Source organism: Flavobacterium glaciei, from assembly GCF_003350545.1.
Lineage (GTDB): Bacteria > Bacteroidota > Bacteroidia > Flavobacteriales > Flavobacteriaceae > Flavobacterium > Flavobacterium glaciei.
On the sequence record NZ_QQBA01000003.1, the window covers coordinates 164,051 to 182,472 of the forward strand.

Annotated in this window: 13 protein-coding genes; 7 read left to right on the forward strand and 6 right to left on the reverse strand. The window is 35.8% G+C overall.

All coding sequences use genetic code 11. The annotated features are described in order from the left end of the window. Window positions 1-280 precede the first annotated feature (280 nt). Window positions 281-1,573, reverse strand: coding sequence for an aminopeptidase P family protein (locus tag DFR66_RS04200; protein ID WP_114753598.1), 1,293 nt, complete (start codon window positions 1,571-1,573; stop codon window positions 281-283). A 204-nt stretch (window positions 1,574-1,777) separates the two neighbouring features. Here DFR66_RS04200 and DFR66_RS04205 point away from each other — a divergent pair, with 204 nt between their 5' ends. Further along, on the forward strand, window positions 1,778-4,615 hold the full coding sequence (locus DFR66_RS04205; RefSeq protein WP_114753599.1) for a WD40/YVTN/BNR-like repeat-containing protein: 2,838 nt from the start codon (window positions 1,778-1,780) through the stop codon (window positions 4,613-4,615). Window positions 4,616-4,686: 71 nt separating this feature from the next. Here the strand turns inward: DFR66_RS04205 and aceA are convergent, their stop codons facing one another. Then, the gene (gene aceA, locus DFR66_RS04210; protein ID WP_114753600.1) at window positions 4,687-5,967 is read right to left on the reverse strand and encodes an isocitrate lyase; all 1,281 of its coding nucleotides are present in this window, start codon (window positions 5,965-5,967) and stop codon (window positions 4,687-4,689) included. Window positions 5,968-6,031: 64 nt separating this feature from the next. Next, on the reverse strand, window positions 6,032-7,603 hold the full coding sequence (gene aceB / locus DFR66_RS04215) for a malate synthase A (RefSeq protein ID WP_114753704.1): 1,572 nt from the start codon (window positions 7,601-7,603) through the stop codon (window positions 6,032-6,034). Window positions 7,604-7,792: 189 nt separating this feature from the next. Between aceB and DFR66_RS04220 the strand changes: the two genes are divergently transcribed. Beyond that, window positions 7,793-9,274, forward strand: a complete 1,482-nt coding sequence (locus DFR66_RS04220) for a helix-turn-helix domain-containing protein (RefSeq protein ID WP_114753601.1) — start codon at window positions 7,793-7,795, stop codon at window positions 9,272-9,274. Window positions 9,275-9,382: 108 nt separating this feature from the next. Here the strand turns inward: DFR66_RS04220 and DFR66_RS04225 are convergent, their stop codons facing one another. Then, window positions 9,383-10,744 (reverse strand): hydroxymethylglutaryl-CoA synthase family protein, encoded by a 1,362-nt coding sequence (locus DFR66_RS04225; protein ID WP_114753602.1) that lies wholly within the window; start codon window positions 10,742-10,744, stop codon window positions 9,383-9,385. 369 nt (window positions 10,745-11,113) lie between these two features. On the opposite strand from DFR66_RS04225, the gene DFR66_RS04230 reads away from it, so the two are divergent. From DFR66_RS04230 to DFR66_RS04240, 3 genes are all read left to right on the forward strand, one after another. Continuing rightward, entirely contained in the window at window positions 11,114-11,779 is a 666-nt protein-coding gene (locus DFR66_RS04230; RefSeq protein WP_114753603.1) for a succinate dehydrogenase cytochrome b subunit, read from the forward strand. Between the two features lie 13 nt (window positions 11,780-11,792). After that, window positions 11,793-13,793, forward strand: coding sequence for a fumarate reductase/succinate dehydrogenase flavoprotein subunit (locus DFR66_RS04235; RefSeq protein ID WP_114753604.1), 2,001 nt, complete (start codon window positions 11,793-11,795; stop codon window positions 13,791-13,793). Between the two features lie 68 nt (window positions 13,794-13,861). Next, a complete protein-coding gene (locus DFR66_RS04240) occupies window positions 13,862-14,608 on the forward strand; it encodes a succinate dehydrogenase/fumarate reductase iron-sulfur subunit (protein ID WP_086453870.1) in 747 nt (248 codons plus the stop codon). A gap of 116 nt (window positions 14,609-14,724) precedes the next feature. Here the strand turns inward: DFR66_RS04240 and DFR66_RS04245 are convergent, their stop codons facing one another. Next, complete coding sequence (locus DFR66_RS04245; protein WP_114753605.1) at window positions 14,725-15,288, reverse strand: hypothetical protein; 564 nt, start codon at window positions 15,286-15,288, stop codon at window positions 14,725-14,727. A 76-nt stretch (window positions 15,289-15,364) separates the two neighbouring features. Here DFR66_RS04245 and DFR66_RS04250 point away from each other — a divergent pair, with 76 nt between their 5' ends. Continuing rightward, window positions 15,365-16,135 (forward strand): nitrilase family protein, encoded by a 771-nt coding sequence (locus DFR66_RS04250; RefSeq protein WP_114753606.1) that lies wholly within the window; start codon window positions 15,365-15,367, stop codon window positions 16,133-16,135. Here DFR66_RS04250 and DFR66_RS04255 read toward each other — a convergent pair. Then, window positions 16,132-17,790 (reverse strand): Ig-like domain-containing protein, encoded by a 1,659-nt coding sequence (locus DFR66_RS04255; protein ID WP_114753607.1) that lies wholly within the window; start codon window positions 17,788-17,790, stop codon window positions 16,132-16,134. The genes DFR66_RS04250 and DFR66_RS04255 overlap by 4 nt on opposite strands. Before the next feature lie 211 nt (window positions 17,791-18,001). On the opposite strand from DFR66_RS04255, the gene mce reads away from it, so the two are divergent. Continuing rightward, entirely contained in the window at window positions 18,002-18,403 is a 402-nt protein-coding gene (gene mce, locus DFR66_RS04260; protein ID WP_114753608.1) for a methylmalonyl-CoA epimerase, read from the forward strand. Window positions 18,404-18,422: the final 19 nt, after the last annotated feature.

The following is an 18,422-nucleotide window of genomic DNA, read 5'->3' on the forward strand; positions in this document are numbered from 1 at the left end:
GATTATAACGTTACATCTTTAACATGAATTTTGGAATTGATGTTTTTTAATTATACATTTCTCGTCATAGCGCGCAAGGGATTACTTCACTGTACTTTTATTTTTATAGGAGTTCAGTGAATTTCATTTGTAGCGGAAAGCCCACAGTCTCGGACTTTTGCAAGAGACGAGGACTTGTAGCGAATAGCCCGACACAGCCGTAGTTTACGGAGGCTGGGTTGTGCCCAAAAAAAATCGGTTTACATTGCTGTAAACCGATTTGGCTGTATGTGCTAAGGAATTAGCTATTCATGAGGTCTTCGATCTCTTCGACTTCGATAGGAATGTTGCGCATCATGTTGAAAGGTTCGCCACTTTCTTGAACGATGATGTTATCCTCAAGACGGATACCAAAACCTTCGGCAGGAATGTAAATCCCAGGCTCAACTGTAAATACCATATTGGCTTGCATCGGTTCGGTCAAAATACCATAGTCGTGCGTGTCTAACCCCATGTGGTGCGAAGTACCGTGCATGAAATATTTTTTGTAAGCGGGCCAATCTGGATTTTCGTTTTGCACATCGGCTTTGTCAATAAGTCCTAAACCTAGTAATTCGGAGGTCATTAATTTCCCCACTTCAATGTGGTATTGTTTCCAAAGCGTGCCTGTGGTTAACATTTTGGTAGCTTCGTTTTTTACACGCAATACGGCGTTGTAAACTTCTTTTTGACGAGATGAATAGCGACCAGAAACGGGAATGGTACGCGTCATGTCACTAGAATAATTAGCATATTCAGCAGCTACATCAAGCAGAATTAAGTCGCCTGCTTTGCATTGTTGGTTGTTTTCGATGTAGTGCAAAACATTGGCATTGTTACCCGATGCGATGATAGGCGTGTAGGCAAAACCACGAGAGCGGTTGCGTATGAATTCGTGAATCAATTCGGCTTCAATTTCGTATTCAGTAACATTTGGTTTTACAAAAGGCAACAATCGTCTAAAACCAAGCTCAGTGATGTTGCAGGCTTTTTGAATCAAATCTAATTCTTCGCTTTCTTTTACAGAGCGTAGACGTTGTAAGATTGGGTTACTTTTGGCAACGGAGTGTGCAGGATATTTTTCTTTCCACCATTTTACAAAGCGGGCTTCGCGGGTTTCGGTTTCTACCGTGGCGCGGTAATGCTCATTGGTGTTGATGTAAATGGTTTCGGCGTGCGTCATCATTTCGAACAACACTTTTTCAAAATCTTGTAGCCAATACACGGTTTTGATTCCGGTTACTTCGTAAGCGCGTTCTTTGGTTAGTTTTTCCCCTTCCCAAATAGCAATGTGTTCGCTGGTTTCTTTCAAGAAAACCATTTCGCGTTGGTGTTCATACGGAGCATCAGGGAACAACAATAAAATACTTTCTTCTTGGTCTACACCACTCAAATAAAAGATGTCACGGTGTTGTGCAAAAGGCAAAGTACTATCAGCCGAAACTGGATATATATCATTCGAATTAAAAACAGCAACACTTTTTGGCTTCATTTGCGCCATGAATTTGGCTCTGTTTTTTATAAATAAATCGCGGTCAATTTGATGGTATTTCATGAGTTGGTTTTTTTATTTTAGTATGGTAAAATGCAATCTTGATGTGTATTTTTATAGATAACCATAATTTACGGGATGCAATTTTAGTTTTTTATATTAATTATTCAAAAATACTAACTTTGAAAGAAACGGGTGTTAATTAGAGTATAAAATTTTTTGGTACGTGTATTTATCCTTAAATTTCGGCATCAAAAAATTAATCCTATGAAAAAAAGAATACTCCTAACTGCTTTTATTGTACAAACCGTGGTGTCTGCACAAGTCTCTGCTGAGGCGGTTCAAAACAGTTTAGTGGCCAAGAAACAACTGCAAGAACAATCGCTTTTTCAGAGTCTAAATTTACAAAATGTGGGTCCAACCGTAATGAGCGGACGTGTAGTTGATGTAGATGTAAATCCTGAAAATCCTACCGAATTTTATGTAGGTTACGCATCAGGGGGTTTGTGGTATAGCAATAATAACGGAATGAGTTTTGTGCCGGTTATGGATAATGCGCCTACGCAAAATGTAGGTGATATTGCTATTGACTGGAAAAACGGAACGATTTGGGTAGGAACTGGTGAGGTGAATTCGTCGCGTTCCTCGTATGCGGGAATCGGAATTTTACGCTCTGATGATAAAGGAAAAACCTGGAAGAATTTGGGATTAACCGACAGTCACCACATTAGCCGTATCGTTATCAACCCAACGAATCCGAACGAAGTAGTAGTTGGAGTAGTAGGTCATTTGTACACAAAAAATGAGGAACGCGGTATTTATAAAACTACTGATGGTGGTAAAACTTGGAATAAAACCCTTTTTGTGAACGATCAGACGGGAATTATTGATGTGGCTGTTTCGCCAAAGAACTTTAAAATACAATACGCAGCTGCTTGGACTAAAGACAGAAAAGCATGGGATTTTGTAGGTAGCGGTGCAGCATCAGGAATTTATAAAAGTGAAGATGCCGGAGCGACTTGGAAATTATATTCTGCAGCAAACAGCGGTTTCCCTAACGGCGAAGGTGTTGGTAGAATTGGTCTCGCAGTATATGATGATGCTACTGTGTATGCTGTTCTAGATAATCAGTACAAGCGACCTTTGGATAGTAAAAAAAGTACAGCTTTGCCAGCTGCATTTGCTCTGCCTGGAGATGAATTTTTGAAATTACCCAACAAAAGTTTGAATTCGATTTTGAAAAATTATGGATTAACTGAAAAATATAGAGCTGAAAACATCAAACATTGGGTAGAGAATGGATACGTTCAGCCTAATGAAGCAGGTAAAGTAGTTCTAGCATCTATCAATAGTTTGGCTGATGCCGAAGTAATTGGTGCCGAAGTTTACAAATCAACTAATGGAGGAACAAATTGGACAAAAACAAATCAAAACTTTATTGATGATTTATTTTCTTCCTACGGTTATTATTTTGCCGCAATATCGGTAGATCCTTCCAACTCAAATAAAATTTACTTGTCTGGAGTTCCGGTAATCAAATCAGACGATGGTGGTAAAACCTTTACAAGTATTAGCGAAGAAAATGTACATTCTGATCATCACGTGGTTTGGGTAAATCCAGCTAAACCAGGTCATTTAATCAACGGAAATGATGGCGGATTGAATATTTCTTATGACGATGGTGCACATTGGTTTAAGGGAAATTCACATGGTGTGAGTCAGTTTTATGCGGTAAATGTTGACGAGCAAGAGCCGTATAATATTTATGGCGGTATGCAAGACAATGGGGTTTGGGTTGGTCCAAGCAACTATATTTTTTCCTCAGAATGGTTACAAACCGGAAAGTATCCTTATGAAAGTTTAATGGGTGGCGATGGAATGCAAGTTCAAATAGACAAACGCAATCCGAATATTGTTTTTACGGGTTTCCAATTTGGGAATTACTACCGTATCGATCGCGCTACTGGCAAAAGAGAATATGTTTCGCCTAAGCCAAAAAAAGACGAGAAACCATTCCGTTTCAACTGGCAAACACCAATTTTGCTTTCGTCTCACAACCAAGACATCTTGTATATGGGGTCGAACTTTTTGCACCGTTCTATGAATCAAGGACAAACTTGGACTGCGATTTCACCTGACTTGACGCAAGGTTTTAAAGAAGGAAATGTAGCTTACGGAACGCTGGCTAGCATTAGCGAAAGTGCATTGCAGTTTGGTTTGTTGTACACGGGTAGTGATGATGGCTTGATTCATGTTTCAAAAGATGGGGGTGTCAATTGGACAAAAATATCAACCAACTTACCTCAAAATTTATGGGTAACTCGCGTTGTGGCTTCAACTCATAAAAAAGAACGTGTTTATGCTACCTTAAACGGCTATCGTAACGATGATTTTACTGCTTATGTTTATGTGTCTGATGATTACGGTCAAAATTGGACCAGTATTGCTAGCAACATTCCTACTAGTCCAGTAAATGCTATTGCAGAAGACCCAACAAACGAAAACGTATTGTATTTAGGAACTGACAATGGATTGTATGTGTCATTAAATCGTGGCAAAAACTGGGATGATTTTTCAAACGGAATGCCAGCGGTGGCGGTACATGATTTAGTGATTCAAAAGAAAGTAAAAGATTTGGTTGTTGGTACACACGGTCGTTCTATATATAAAGTAAATGTAGATGCTGTTAGTCAACTAACTGATGAAGTATTAGCAAAAAACATCCATGTTTTGGAACCAAAAAAGATAAAAAAATCAAAGGAATGGGGTAATAGCTGGAGTGTGTGGTCAAAACCTACTGATCCTAAAGCTGAGATTTGGTTTTACTCCAACTCTGATGCAGAGGTTGTGGTACAAATAGAAAACCCAAACAAGGAAGTGCTGCTTTCGCAAAAGTTTGCTACCAAAAAAGGATTGAATAAGTACATTTATGATTTAGCAGTACCCAAAGCAATTGTTGAAAAAGCGTTGGCTAAGGACAAAAAACTAAAATGGGAACCTGCCAAAACAGGAAAATACTATTTGCAACCTTCGGTTAATAAAGTAAGCATCCAGAAAGGAAAAGACAAAGAAGTTGTAAATTTTGAGGTTTATGACTCCAAATAAATCACTTTAGCACCAATACAAAAAAGCACGATTCTATTAGAAATCGTGCTTTTTTTATGACCGATATTTATTTAAAATTGTGCTACTTCAGTAGAATCTTTCATGGCAGTAGTGCTTGATTTACCTATTGTAACGGTGTTTTGCACGGCATCAAAATAAGAAGTTCCTACAAATCCTTGGTGTTTCACTGCTTTGAAACCGTGTTTTTGTAAAGCAAATTCTCTTTCTTGTAACTCAGAATAGCCCGCCATTCCTCTTTCTTTGTAGGCTTTTGAAAGTTCAAACATACTTGTATTTAAGGCATGAAACCCAGCTAATGTAATGAATTGAAATTTGTATCCCATAGCAGCAAGGTCTTCTCTAAAGGTTTCCATTTCGGCTACAGATAATTTTGCAGCCCAGTTAAAAGATGGAGAGCAATTGTATGCTAGCATTTTTCCTGGGAACTGCGCGTGAATGGCCTCTGCAAATTGTTTAGCGTATGCTAAATCAGGGTTACTAGTTTCCATCCAAATTAAATCAGCATACGGTGCATAGCTTAAGCCACGATCAATTCCTTGTTCAATTCCACAATTCACATAAAAGAAGCCTTCGGCAGTTTTTTCTCCGGTAATGAATTTGGCGTCTCTCGGATCAATATCGCTGGTTAATAAATTAGCGGCATCAGCGTCAGTTCGAGCAACAACAATTGTAGGTGTTCCCATAACATCAGCTGCAAGTCGGGCTGCAATTAATTTATTGATCGCTTCTTGCGTAGGAACTAATACTTTTCCGCCAAGGTGACCGCATTTTTTAGCTGAACTCAATTGGTCTTCAAAGTGAACACCTGCTGCACCTGCTTCGATCATGGATTTCATTAATTCAAAAGCATTTAGATTTCCTCCAAAACCAGCTTCGGCATCAGCCACAATAGGAACTAGGTAATCTTTTTTATCAGTAGTTCCATTTACAACCTGTATTTGATCTGCTCTCAAGAGTGCATTGTTGATTCGTTTTACTACAAGCGGAACACTATTGGCAGGGTATAATGATTGGTCAGGGTACATTTCGCCAGCTACATTTGCATCGGCTGCAACCTGCCATCCGCTCAAGTATATAGCGTCTAGTCCAGCTTCTACCTCTTGTATAGCTTGGTTTCCTGTTAGTGCTCCTAGTCCGGCTACAAAATCTTGTGCGTTTAGTTTATTCCATAAAGTAGTTGCTCCTAGTCTTGCAACGCTGTGTTCTATTTGGTAAGAACCTTGTAGTTTAACAACTTCCTCAGCAGTGTAAGGGCGCTCAACGCCTTTCCATCTTGGGTTTGTAATCCAGTCTGTAACTAATTCTTGAATTCTTGTTTCGGTAGTTTTCATAGTGTTTGTAAAGGTTAAATGGTGTTTACTATTGTTTTGATATTTATTTTATTGCAATTGTTTTTTAAATGTATTTGTATCCTGGTAGGGTTAAAAAGTCTATAAAATTCTTGTTTACCACCAGTTGATCTAATAATTGTTCCGCTAGAATGTATTTTTGTTTCTCATGATTTTCATCCCCAACTAGTTTTTTTATTTTTTCAAATTCTTCCATGGCTAGTTTATGGTAGTAATTGGTGTTTAGTTGTTTTCCGTTTTCTAGGATAACCTTGTTTTGTAGCCATTGCCACAGTTGTGATCTAGAAATTTCCGCAGTTGCAGCATCTTCCATCAAGTGGTGCAATGCTGCTGCTCCTTGGCCATTGAGCCACGATGCAATGTATAAAACAGAAATACTGATATTTTTTCGAACGCCTTCCTCTGTGATGGTTCCTTTTGGAGTTTCCAGTAAATCGCTTTCGGTTACGTGAACGTCCTCTCGTTTTACATCAATTTGGTTTTTGGAAGGCATATATTTGTCAAATACAGCCATGGCAAGCGGAACCAAATCAGGATGTGCTACCCATGTACCGTCATGTCCATTTTTAACTTCACGTTCTTTGTCGGCAATTACTTTGTTAAAAGCTATCGTGTTGGCTTCTTCGTTGTTTTTAATCGGAATTTGTGCTGCCATTCCGCCTATAGCGTGTATGTTACGTTTGTGACAACGTTGAATTACCAGTTGTGAATAAGCACTCATAAACGGAGCTGTCATGGTGACTTGATCTCTGTTTGGGACAATGAAATTAGGATTGTTTCGTAGTTTTTTGATATATGAAAAAATGTAATCCCATCGGCCGCAATTCAAACCAACAATATGATCTTTCAGTTCATAAATAATTTCGTCCAATTGAAAACTGGCGGTTATAGTTTCGATTAAAACGGTTGCTTTGAATGTTCCTTTTTTTACTCCTAAATACTCCTGTGTAAATAGGAAAACTTCGTTCCACCATCTTGCTTCAAGATAATGCTCTAGTTTTGGGATGTAAAAATAAGGTGCTGTACCATCTTCAATAAGTTTTTTATAGTTGTGAAAAGCATATAGCCCAAAGTCAATTAGTGATCCTGAAGTTTGTACACCGCCAATTAAAATGTTCTTCTCTGGTAGGTGTAACCCTCTAGGGCGGACTAACAACACGGCAGTTTTTTCGTTTAAACTGTATTTTTTGTTTTTAATAGGATCCTCAAGAGTTATTGTTTTGTTCACGGCATCTTTCAGGTTTTGCTGTCCTGTCATAAGATTGCTCCATGTTGGGGAAGTGCTATCTTCAAAATCAGCCATGAAAGTTTTGGCACCAGAATTCAGTGCATTGATTACCATTTTACGATCTACAGGCCCTGTTATTTCAACTCTTCGGTCAGTTAGATCATCTGGCGTTTTTGCTGCTTCCCAATTATCTTCTCTAATTTCTTTTGTTTCCAATGGAAAAGTAGGTAGTGCGCCTGCATCAAATAAATCTTGCTGTTTTATTCTGTTTTGTAATAACAACAAACGTTCATTGTTGAAATTTTCATGAAGTAATGAAAGGAATGTTATTGCTTCATCGGTTAAAATTTCAGGATAACACTCGGTAGTCTCTATTGAAAAATTTAACATATTGGTTAGATATATTTCTTTAATTTCTGTTTTTTGGCTCGTTTCCATAACTAAATATCTTTTTTTATTGTAAATACTGTTTTTTAACACTGCAATGATACAAAAAGTTTTTAATAAAAATAGCGAACGTACGCTAAAATGTAAAAATTTTTTTTTTGGCGAAAATATTTTTTGTCTTATATTTGAATTATGAACATAGAGAAAGAGTATATCAAGCTTATTTTTGGACTAAAATTAAAGCAAGCACGTACGGCTAAAAATTTGTCTTTATTTGGTTTGGCCAAAATCACAGCGCTCTCAAAATCGTATTTGAACGAAATTGAGAAAGGAAAGAAATACCCCAAAACGGATAAGATTATTTTATTAGCGGAGAAATTAGAGGTGACTTATGATCACATGGTTTCATTGAAACTAGATAATAATCTAGCACCTATTGGTGAAATATTAAAATCTGGGATTTTAAAAGAGATTCCGCTGGAGCTGTTTGGAATTCAAGAAGCAGATTTAATTGATATTATTGCTAATGCACCCGCTAAGGTCAATGCTTTTATCAGTACCATTATCGAAATTGCACAACACTATAACCTCACCAGAGAAAGTTTTTTCTTGGCGGCGCTTCGTTCTTATCAAGAGGCCCACAATAATTATTTTGAAGATTTAGAGGAGAAAGTTATTCTGTTTTGCAAAGCGTTTCATGTAGACTTAACCGCTAATATTTCTATCACAGAACTCAAGGCAATTCTTGTGGAAGAATATGGATATACCATTCAAGAGTTGGTTTTTACAGAGCACGAAGCTTTGGGTGATTTACGTTCCATTTTTGTACCCTCTAGTAAAACCTTATTGCTATCAAATGATATTGATGAAGGACAAAAAGCGTTTATTTTAGCCAAAGAAATTGCATACAATTACATGGAGATCAAGGAGCGATTGTATACGTTTAGCTGGATAAAATTTGATAATTTTGACCAAGTGTTGAATAATTTTTACGCCTCTTATTTTGCTGGCGCTTTGCTGTTACCGCGTCAACATCTTATAGACGAGCTAAATGTATTCTTAGCTCTAGAAAATCCTAAACCGCAACAAATGGTTCAGTTGATGAACCAGTTTAATGTGTCTCCTGAGTCTTTTTACCAGCGCTTGACTAATATTTTACCAAAAGATTTTAATCTCAAAAATTTGTTTTTCTTACGACTTTCGCACCAAAAAGGAACAGATACTTATCAAATAAAAAAAGAGTTGCACATCACCAATCAGCAGGAGCCGCATGCCAATGAAATGAACGAGCATTACTGCCGCAGATGGGTTTCTATACGTACGATTGAAGAATCTATTAAACAGGGAAAAAATCACTTTTTTGACGCCCAAATCTCTAGTTACGAAAACAGTAAAAATGAGTATCTCGTTTTTTCATCGGCTACGCCAGATCCTTTTAAAACAGATTGTATCCGAAGTATTTCTGTTGGAATATTGATGACAGCAGGAATGAAGAAAAAGTTTAAGTTCATCGAAAATGAGTCGCTCAAAAAACAAATAGTAGGTGTTACTTGTGAAACTTGTGCCGTAAAAGATTGTCTGGAGCGTGCTTCGCCTCCTATTCAATTGGAACAAAAAATTAGGAATGAAAACACCGAAGCGATCGTCCAGAAATACATGACGAAGTTTAGTTGAAATTAGAACTTAAAACTAAGTGTTTTATAGTGGACACAGATTTCAGCAATCGAAAATTAAATTGATGAAATCTGTGTTATTTAATTTTTTATTGTTTCCAATAGGATGTTAATCTACCCATTTGTAATAACGAGCCCCTAATAAGTTGGGATTTTCGCTCTCAATACGATCTAAAATCCATTCGTTTTTTGGGCTACAAACGCTTTGGTGTTGTTCTTTTTTATGGAGTTTTTCGTAAGTTTCAAAGTCAATTTCAAAACTCTTTTCGAGGGTTTCAAAAAGACTTACGTCTTTCAGGGCTAATTGCCAGTCTTGTTGAATGGTTCCTTCAAATACTTTTGACTTCGAGCCGCTTCCATAGGCTAGAAAACCAAATACACTTCCGGAAATTTCTTTTTTAGTGTCATAAAAATGAGCTATTGTTGACAATAAGCCCATAAAAATAGAGCCTGTATAAAGATTTCCTATCAATGACGAAGCTAGTTCGGCAGGCTTTAATTTTTTAGACACAAATTCTATGTAGGCTTCACTTTTGCTGATTTCTTTTAGTTTGTTTTGGTAAACAGTAGTTTCTTCTGCTCCTGACAAAGTACTATTGGAGGCATCCAAAGCATAAATTTCACTAAGCATTCTGCGGCCTTGATACGCGTAGGGTAGGTGCATGACAATGCTGGTCCATGATTCATAAACTGTTTGAGAAGTATTTTTTAATTTCTTGAACGAAAAATAAGCATCTCGGGTTCTATCCATATAACATTGATTGGAGTATTGCCCGTCAAACACCGGTTGGTCTTTATGAATTTCTATTTCGCTTTCTAAATTATCAAACCAAGCTTCGTTTGCGTCGTTTCCAGTTATATCAGTTTTTGCTAACGTTCTGTAGGGTTTAAAAAAATCAAAAACCCCTTTGGTACTTGTTGCCCAAGTGTTTCCAAAAGCAATAATTCTAGGATTTGAAGCTATCAATAAGGCAACAGCTCCAGCACCTTGTGTGTATTCTCCGCTGGAATTCAAGTCGTACTTGGCATAATCAGTCGTTACAACAATGGCTTTTTTTGTTGGGTTTAGCGTAACAAAATCAATACAATTTTGCATTGCATCTACGCCTCCAATACAAGCAAAAGTAAAATCGACTACATCGCAATTTGATAAGGTATTTTCTCCAAATTTTTGTTCCATCAATGAAATTAAGAACGAACTAATAGGTTTGGAGCTGTCAATACTGCTTTCGGTACCCACGTAAATGCGAGCTATTTTACTAAGGTCAATGTTGTAATTTTGGATAAGCTTGGTCAAGGCATTGGCCCCAAAAACCACAACATCTTGGTGTACATCTGGAAGGGTCATTTTTTCTAATCCAAGTCCTTTTTGTAGTTTTTCAGGATCAATATTTCTGGCTTTTGCCAATGTGGGTATTGGAAGGTGTATTTTTGCAACATCAAATGCTACTGCGTCGATTCCGATTTTCATTTTGAATTTTTTGTTTATAAAATTAGAAATATGCGCGGAAATTGTTATTCTATTTGTGTTTTTTAAATTGTAATTTGTTAACTTTTAAAGAATTATAATTTTTAAATTACCTAAATTATAGATATCATAAAAAAGAAGATTTATTTTAAGAAATCTGTTTTTGTAGGATTCATAAATAATTTTAATTTCTTTAATCTTTGTCTAATAAAAATCTAGGTTTTTAGACTCTCAAGTATTGATTTTTGTGGCATTGCAGGTATTTTTGATTTAACACTTTAAAATCATTATAAATTATAGCGAAAAGGTTGTAGTTCATTTCTAATTGCCCTATTTTTGTATGATTTTTTAAATTAATACAACTAAATTCTTATGGCAAAATCTTCATTATTAAAGTCATCGATTGCAAAAAAAGTAGCTATGGCGCTTTCTGGACTTTTCTTAATTTTATTTTTAGCACAACATTTTTTTATAAACAGTACTTCGGTTTTTAGTCCAGACACATTCAATGAGATTTCTCATTTTATGGGTAACAATCCGCTTGTTCAGTTTGTGATTCAGCCTGTTCTTATTATAGGTGTAATTTTTCACTTTATCATGGGTATTGTTTTAGATTTTCAAAACAAAAGTGCAAGACCTATAAAATATGTAAAAAATAATGGTGCAGCTAGCTCATCATGGGCATCACGTAACATGATTATTACTGGTTTAGTAGTATTAGCATTTATGTTTTTACACTTTTATGATTTTTGGGTACCAGAAATGGTATACAAGTATGTTGATGTAAAGCCACTTGACGAGACTCGTTATTTTGGTGAGTTGCAACATAAATTTGTAGATCCTATTCGTACAGCTATTTATTGTGTTTCATTTGTGTTATTGTCATTGCACTTATGGCACGGTTTCAACTCTTCGTTTCAATCTGTTGGGTTCAACAATAAATACTCTAGATCATTACACAAATTGGGATATGCTTTTGCAATTGTAGTTCCTGTAGGCTTTATTTTCATTGCATTATTTCATCATTTTAATCATTAATATTAAATTATAAATGGCTTTAGATTCAAAAATACCAAATGGTCCAATAGCGGACAAATGGACAAATTATAAAAATCACATCAATTTAGTAAACCCAGCGAACAAACGTAATATTGATATTATTGTTGTTGGAACTGGACTTGCAGGAGGATCTGCTGCTGCAACTTTAGCTGAATTAGGTTATAACGTAAAAACTTTTTGCTTTCAAGATTCACCTCGTCGTGCGCACTCTATTGCTGCACAAGGGGGTATCAACGCAGCAAAAAACTATCAAGGTGATGGTGACTCTACTTTCCGTTTGTTTTACGATACGGTAAAAGGAGGAGATTACCGCTCTAGAGAAGCTAACGTACATAGACTTGCAGAAGTTTCTGTAAATATTATTGACCAGTGTGTAATGCAAGGTGTGCCTTTGGCTCGTGAGTACGGTGGTTTGCTAGACAACCGTTCTTTTGGTGGAACATTGGTAGCTAGAACTTTTTATGCAAAAGGTCAAACAGGACAGCAATTGTTATTAGGAGCTTATTCTGCAATGAACCGTCAAATTGGTCGTGGAAAGATAAAATCATATACACGTCACGAAATGCAAGATTTAGTTCTTGTTGACGGAAAAGCAAGAGGAATTATTGCTCGTAACTTGGTAACTGGTGAGTTAGAGCGTCACTCTGCACACGCAGTTGTTATTGCTTCTGGAGGATACGGAAACGTATTTTTCTTGTCAACTTACGCTATGGGAAGCAACGCTACTGCAGCTTGGAAAGTACACAAAAAAGGAGCTTTCTTTGCTAACCCATGCTACACACAAATTCACCCAACTTGTATCCCAGTTTCTGGAGATCATCAGTCTAAATTGACTTTGATGTCTGAGTCATTACGTAATGACGGACGTATTTGGGTACCTGCAAAATTAGAGGATGCGCAAGCTATTCGTGAAGGAAAATTAAAACCAACACAAATCGCTGAAGCTGACAGAGATTATTATTTAGAACGTCGTTACCCTGCATTTGGTAACTTAGTACCAAGAGATATTGCTTCTCGTGCTGCTAAAGAAAGATGTGATGCTGGTTTTGGTGTGAACAAAACAGGTGAAGCAGTTTACTTAGATTTTGCTGCAGCAATTGAGCGTTACGGAAAAGAACAAGCGTATGTTAAAGGTCTTGATGCTAATGACAAAGCGTTAATAACAAAATTAGGAGCTGCTATTGTAGCTAATAAATACGGAAACTTATTCCAAATGTATGAGAAAATCGTTGATGAGGATCCATACACAACCCCAATGATGATTTACCCAGCAGTACACTATACTATGGGTGGTATTTGGGTTGATTATAACTTACAAACTACAATTCCGGGTTGTTTCAGTATTGGTGAAGCTAACTTCTCTGATCACGGAGCGAACCGTCTTGGAGCTTCTGCTTTGATGCAAGGTTTGGCCGATGGGTATTTTGTATTGCCATACACAATTGGTGATTACCTAGCGCCGGATATCAAAACAGGAACAATTTCTACTGATTTACCTGAGTTTGAAGAAGCGGAGAAAAACGTAAAAGCACGTATTGATAAATTTATCAATAATAACGGTACACATTCTGTAGATTATTTCCACAAGAAACTTGGAAAAATCATGTGGAACAAAGTAGGTATGGCTCGTAACGCTAAAGGATTAACAGAAGCTATTGAAGAAATTGCAGCACTAAGAGAAGAGTTTTACAGAGATGTGAAAGTTCCTGGAGATGCTTTCAGTTTCAACCAAGAATTAGACAAGGCAGGTCGTGTTGCTGATTTCTTAGAGTTAGGTGAGTTGTTTGCTAAAGATGCTTTACACCGTAATGAATCTTGTGGAGGTCACTTCCGTGAAGAATATCAATCTGAGGATGGTGAAGCACAACGAGATGATGAGAACTATGCTTATGTAGCAGCATGGGAGTACATGGGTAAACCAAGTGAGGCTATACTTCATAAGGAGCCATTAGTCTATGACAATGTTAAACTAGTAACGCGTAGTTATAAATAGGAATCAGTCCGAGATAAAAATGATGGTAATGCCACTTTTGAGTCTAAGACTTTCAAACGAAAGAAAATATGAAACTTACATTAAAAATATGGCGTCAAGCCAACGCCAAAGCAGAAGGTAAAATCGTAGAGTATCCATTAGATGGTATTGAGGAAGATATGTCTTTCCTTGAAATGCTTGATGTGCTTAACGAAGGCTTAATTGAGAAAGGAGATTTACCAGTTTCTTTTGATCATGACTGTCGCGAAGGTATTTGCGGATCATGTTCTTTATACATTAATGGTGAAGCACACGGACCAGACAGACGTGTTCCTACTTGTCAGTTACACATGAGAATGTTTAAAGATGGTGATACTATTTTTATAGAGCCGTTTAGAGCAAAAGCTTTCCCAGTAATTAAAGATTTAGTTGTTGACAGAAGTGCTTTTGATAGAATTCAACATGCAGGAGGATTTGTATCAGTAAATACTTCAGGAAAACCAACCGATGCTAATGCTATTTTGATTCCTAAACATGATGCCGATAGAGCATTTGATGCTGCAACTTGTATTGGTTGTGGAGCTTGTGTTGCAAGTTGTAAAAACTCATCAGCTATGTTGTTCGTGTCTGCTAAAGTTTCTCAATATGCTTTGTTGCCACAAGGTAAAGTTGAGGCTGCTGATCGTGTAATGAACATGGTTGCTCAAATGGATGCTGAAGGGTTTGGTAACTGTACTAATACTGGAGCATGCGAAGTTGAATGTCCAAAAGGTATTTCACTTGAAAACATTGCCAGAATGAATAGAGAATATTTATCTGCTAGTTTAAAAGGATAATTAGTTAGTCTTTAGGACAAAATTCTCAAGACGAAATATTCATAATTATAAAAAACGCATTCAATGATAAAATTGAATGCGTTTTTTTATGTTTACAATTTATGTTTAATATTAATTTAGTCTTTCCAACCCCATGGCGCAGCTGGTGTTGCTACTGTTTTTGTTAGATCAAATTTTACCGTAAACAATCTATCAGAACCTATGCGTCTTAGGTTATAGGTAAATGAAGTCTCATCAATTGTTATCCACCAAACATTAGTAGCGGCGTTTGGAATTAAATTTAATGTTTCTTGATCCGCTGGAAAAAATTGAATACCAGCACTCCCTGAATTTGGACTCGTACCGCCGTATTGTGTTACTTTATCTTCGGTTCCATCTTCGTGTCTGTGATCATGTTTCAATTTAATTCTATCGTTTTCAAATGTCAAAACCCATGTTCTTGATTTGTCTTCACCAACAAAAAACGGAATTTTAATGGTGTTTTTATCACAGCTTCTTATATGCATTACTAGTTTTTTATCCCGAAAAGTATCATTCGAAGCACCTTCTTTGATTTCTCCTTCAAATGATTTTCCGCATTGTTTTTGAAGGTTTTCCCAAAATTGTTGCGCTCCTGTTTTTTCTTGTGCTTGAAGTACGAACTGAGTTAATAGAACAATGGCTACTACTATTTTTTTCATGTGTTAGTTTTTTTTTGCTAATATAAGCAAGTTATGGTATGTATAGAATTCTTATTTTTATAGAAAATTAGAAAAAATGAAAATAGCCTTCATTCAAGCTCCGTTAGCATGGGAAAATCCTAAAGAAAATCGTGCGTATTTTGAATCCAAAATCAATGAAATACAACTGGATGTACAAATAATAGTCTTGCCAGAGATGTTTACTAGTGGTTTTACCATGAATCCTGAACGTGTTGCTGAGGGTATGGAGGGCGAAACCTTAAGTTGGTTAAAACAACTTGCTGTCAGTAGAAATTGTGCTTTTATGGGTAGTCTAGTGATTACAGAGGGTGATCAGTTTTTTAATAGGTTTGTTTTTGTTGCACCTTCGGGAAATGTAGAGTACTATGATAAGAAACATTTGTTTACGTTGTCTGGTGAAAACGTTGCTTATGTAGCAGGTAAAGAAAAGTACATTATTGAATATTTAGGTTGGAAAATTTGTCCTTTAATCTGTTATGATTTGCGTTTTCCAGTTTTTTCCAGAAATACAGAGGATTATGACTTATTAGTTTATGTTGCCAGTTGGCCAAAAACAAGAGTAAATGCTTGGGATATTCTACTGCAGGCGAGAGCTGTTGAGAACATGTGTTATGCAGTAGGAGTTAATAGATTAGGAACTGATGGTAATGGGTATGAATATGTAGGACATTCGCAAGCTGTTGATTTTTTAGGTTATTATTTACAAGAGCCTACCCAAATGGAAGGTAGTTTTGTCGTAATATTAAACAAAGAAAAATTACTAGAAACGAGACAAAAGCTTGGTTTTCTAAATGACCGAGATGCATTTGAACTAAAAGATAATTAGGGTAGTTTTTTGTTTGCTTCTTTCTTTTTAATTTCGGGGGTATAGGGAATGCTTAAATCAAAGATTTGATTAACATCCCAATTGGCACGCACAGGTATTTCTTTCGAAAAATAAATAACTTCTTCGGCTTGTCGTTTTTCTAAATAATTACCAGAATCCCATTCCTTGTTTTTATTGGAATCATAAATGGCGCGTAATGTGTAAAGTTCGGGTTCGATTAAATTAAACTCTATTGGAATGTTCTTTTCAGAGTATTCAGAAGCCAAAACATCACCTTTGATATTCGTTAATTCGATAATAACTGGAAATTGTTTTACATTTTCTAAAGCCACTGTCAGATTCCCATAGTCTGAGGTATTTTTTGTGTTTATTTTGTAAGTCAATGTATCATTCGATTTTTCAAAAAAATCAGTTAAGGCTCCTGGCAAAATTTCAAAAATATAATTTTCTGAGGGTTCCTTTTTAAAGTCAAAATATAATTTCTGATTAAATTCGTCGTATTCAGTCGTAAAAGGAACTACAGTTTTTGTACTGTTGACTAAATTAATTTTAGAATTTTCAATGCGTATTAATGGAGTTGAGCTTTCTAATGTAAAGCGCTCTCGAAACTTTAAGTTTCCTGTTTGTAATGCAGAGATGCTTAAAGTATCCTTTTTCTGGTCTTTTATTTTAAAGGTAAAATTTGCTTCATATTTATCTTTGGCTACAGCCAAATTAAGCGAGTCTACTTTGATGGGTTTGTACCAGACCTGCAGGGAATCCTTTTTAGGAAATTTAGTAATGATATTAGAAAGTACTTCTGTATTGTTTTTTAAGATTAACTTAGGGAGGGCAGCAAATGAATTGACAACGCCTTCGTATCCCAATAATAATCTGTTTCCAGATGCTTGAATTGGTTTGAAAGTTTTAAAAGGAAGTGCTTCTTTAAATAATTCCAACTCGTAAATGGTATCGTTAGGAATTGTAATATAATCTTTGCTAAAACCTATTTTGTCCGTTTTTGGATTGTATTTATTATTATTGTTGTAGTCTTTCATAGCTACAAGAAGGTATTTTCCGGCTTTTAAATTTTCAAAACGAAAAGTCTTCAGACTATCAAGGGTGTTAGTTACATATCTAGGGTTTTCATTATAAACTACAGAATCCTTAAAAGCGTCATTCACGTCATAAAGCATAACCGAAACAAATGATTCTACTTCTTTATCATAAGCACTTTTTATCGTTCCGCCTAGGTCTAAAGAATCAATATAATCACCAGTTGAAAAGACATATTTAAATTGATTGAATGGATTTCCTTCGTTATTATCAGCGATGCTTTGTCCAAAATTAAAGCTGTAAGTAGTGTTAGGTTGTAATGTATCTTTGATTTTTATGGTAATAGTTTTAGTGGGAGTAGTAGGCAGAATTGATGGTTCGTATTTCATGGGAGGTGAAATAATCAATTGCTTATTGAGGTTCTTGAGTTTAATGTTCTCGTCAAAAACTAATTTGATTTCGTTTCCTTTGAAATTTTTGCTGAAATTATTCGGGAAACTTACTTTTAGAACAGGAGCAATGGTATCTTTCAAACCGCCAGTGATAGATCCTCTTTTTGCACATCCAACAGTAATTAAAAGCAATAGAAAGAAGAAGTATTTTAAATTGTTTTTCAACATATCAAATCATAATTAGAATCTACAAAATAACAATTATAATTCATGCAATCGAAATTTTTTATAGAATTATTATGAGTGATTTAATCCCGATTACTTTTCAATAATACTTCCCTTTTTTTGTTTTTAATGTTTAAATTTACCACACATAAATTTTGTTGCGATTTAATTGCTACTTGAATTTAAATACCACGTTGAATTGATAGTATAAATAATGAGAAAAATAGAACATATTGGGATTGCAGTAAAAGACTTGGAAGTATCTAATTTGGTTTTTGAAAAACTCTTTGGTGCCCCGGCTTATAAATTTGAAGATGTAGAAACGGAAGGTGTTACTACTTCTTTTTTTATGAATGGACCAAATAAAATTGAGCTTTTGGCGGCAACTCATCCAGACAGTCCCATTGCTAAGTTTTTAGAAAAAAAAGGGGAAGGAATACATCATATTGCTTTTGATGTTGAAAATATTGTTTCAGAAATAGCACGTTTGAAAAAAGAAGGATTTATGGTCTTGAATGAAATACCCAAAAAAGGTGCTGATAATAAGTTAGTTGCGTTTTTGCATCCAAAGAGTACGAATGGTGTTTTGATTGAATTGTGTCAGGAAATAAAATAATTCAAATATATCTCAAAGG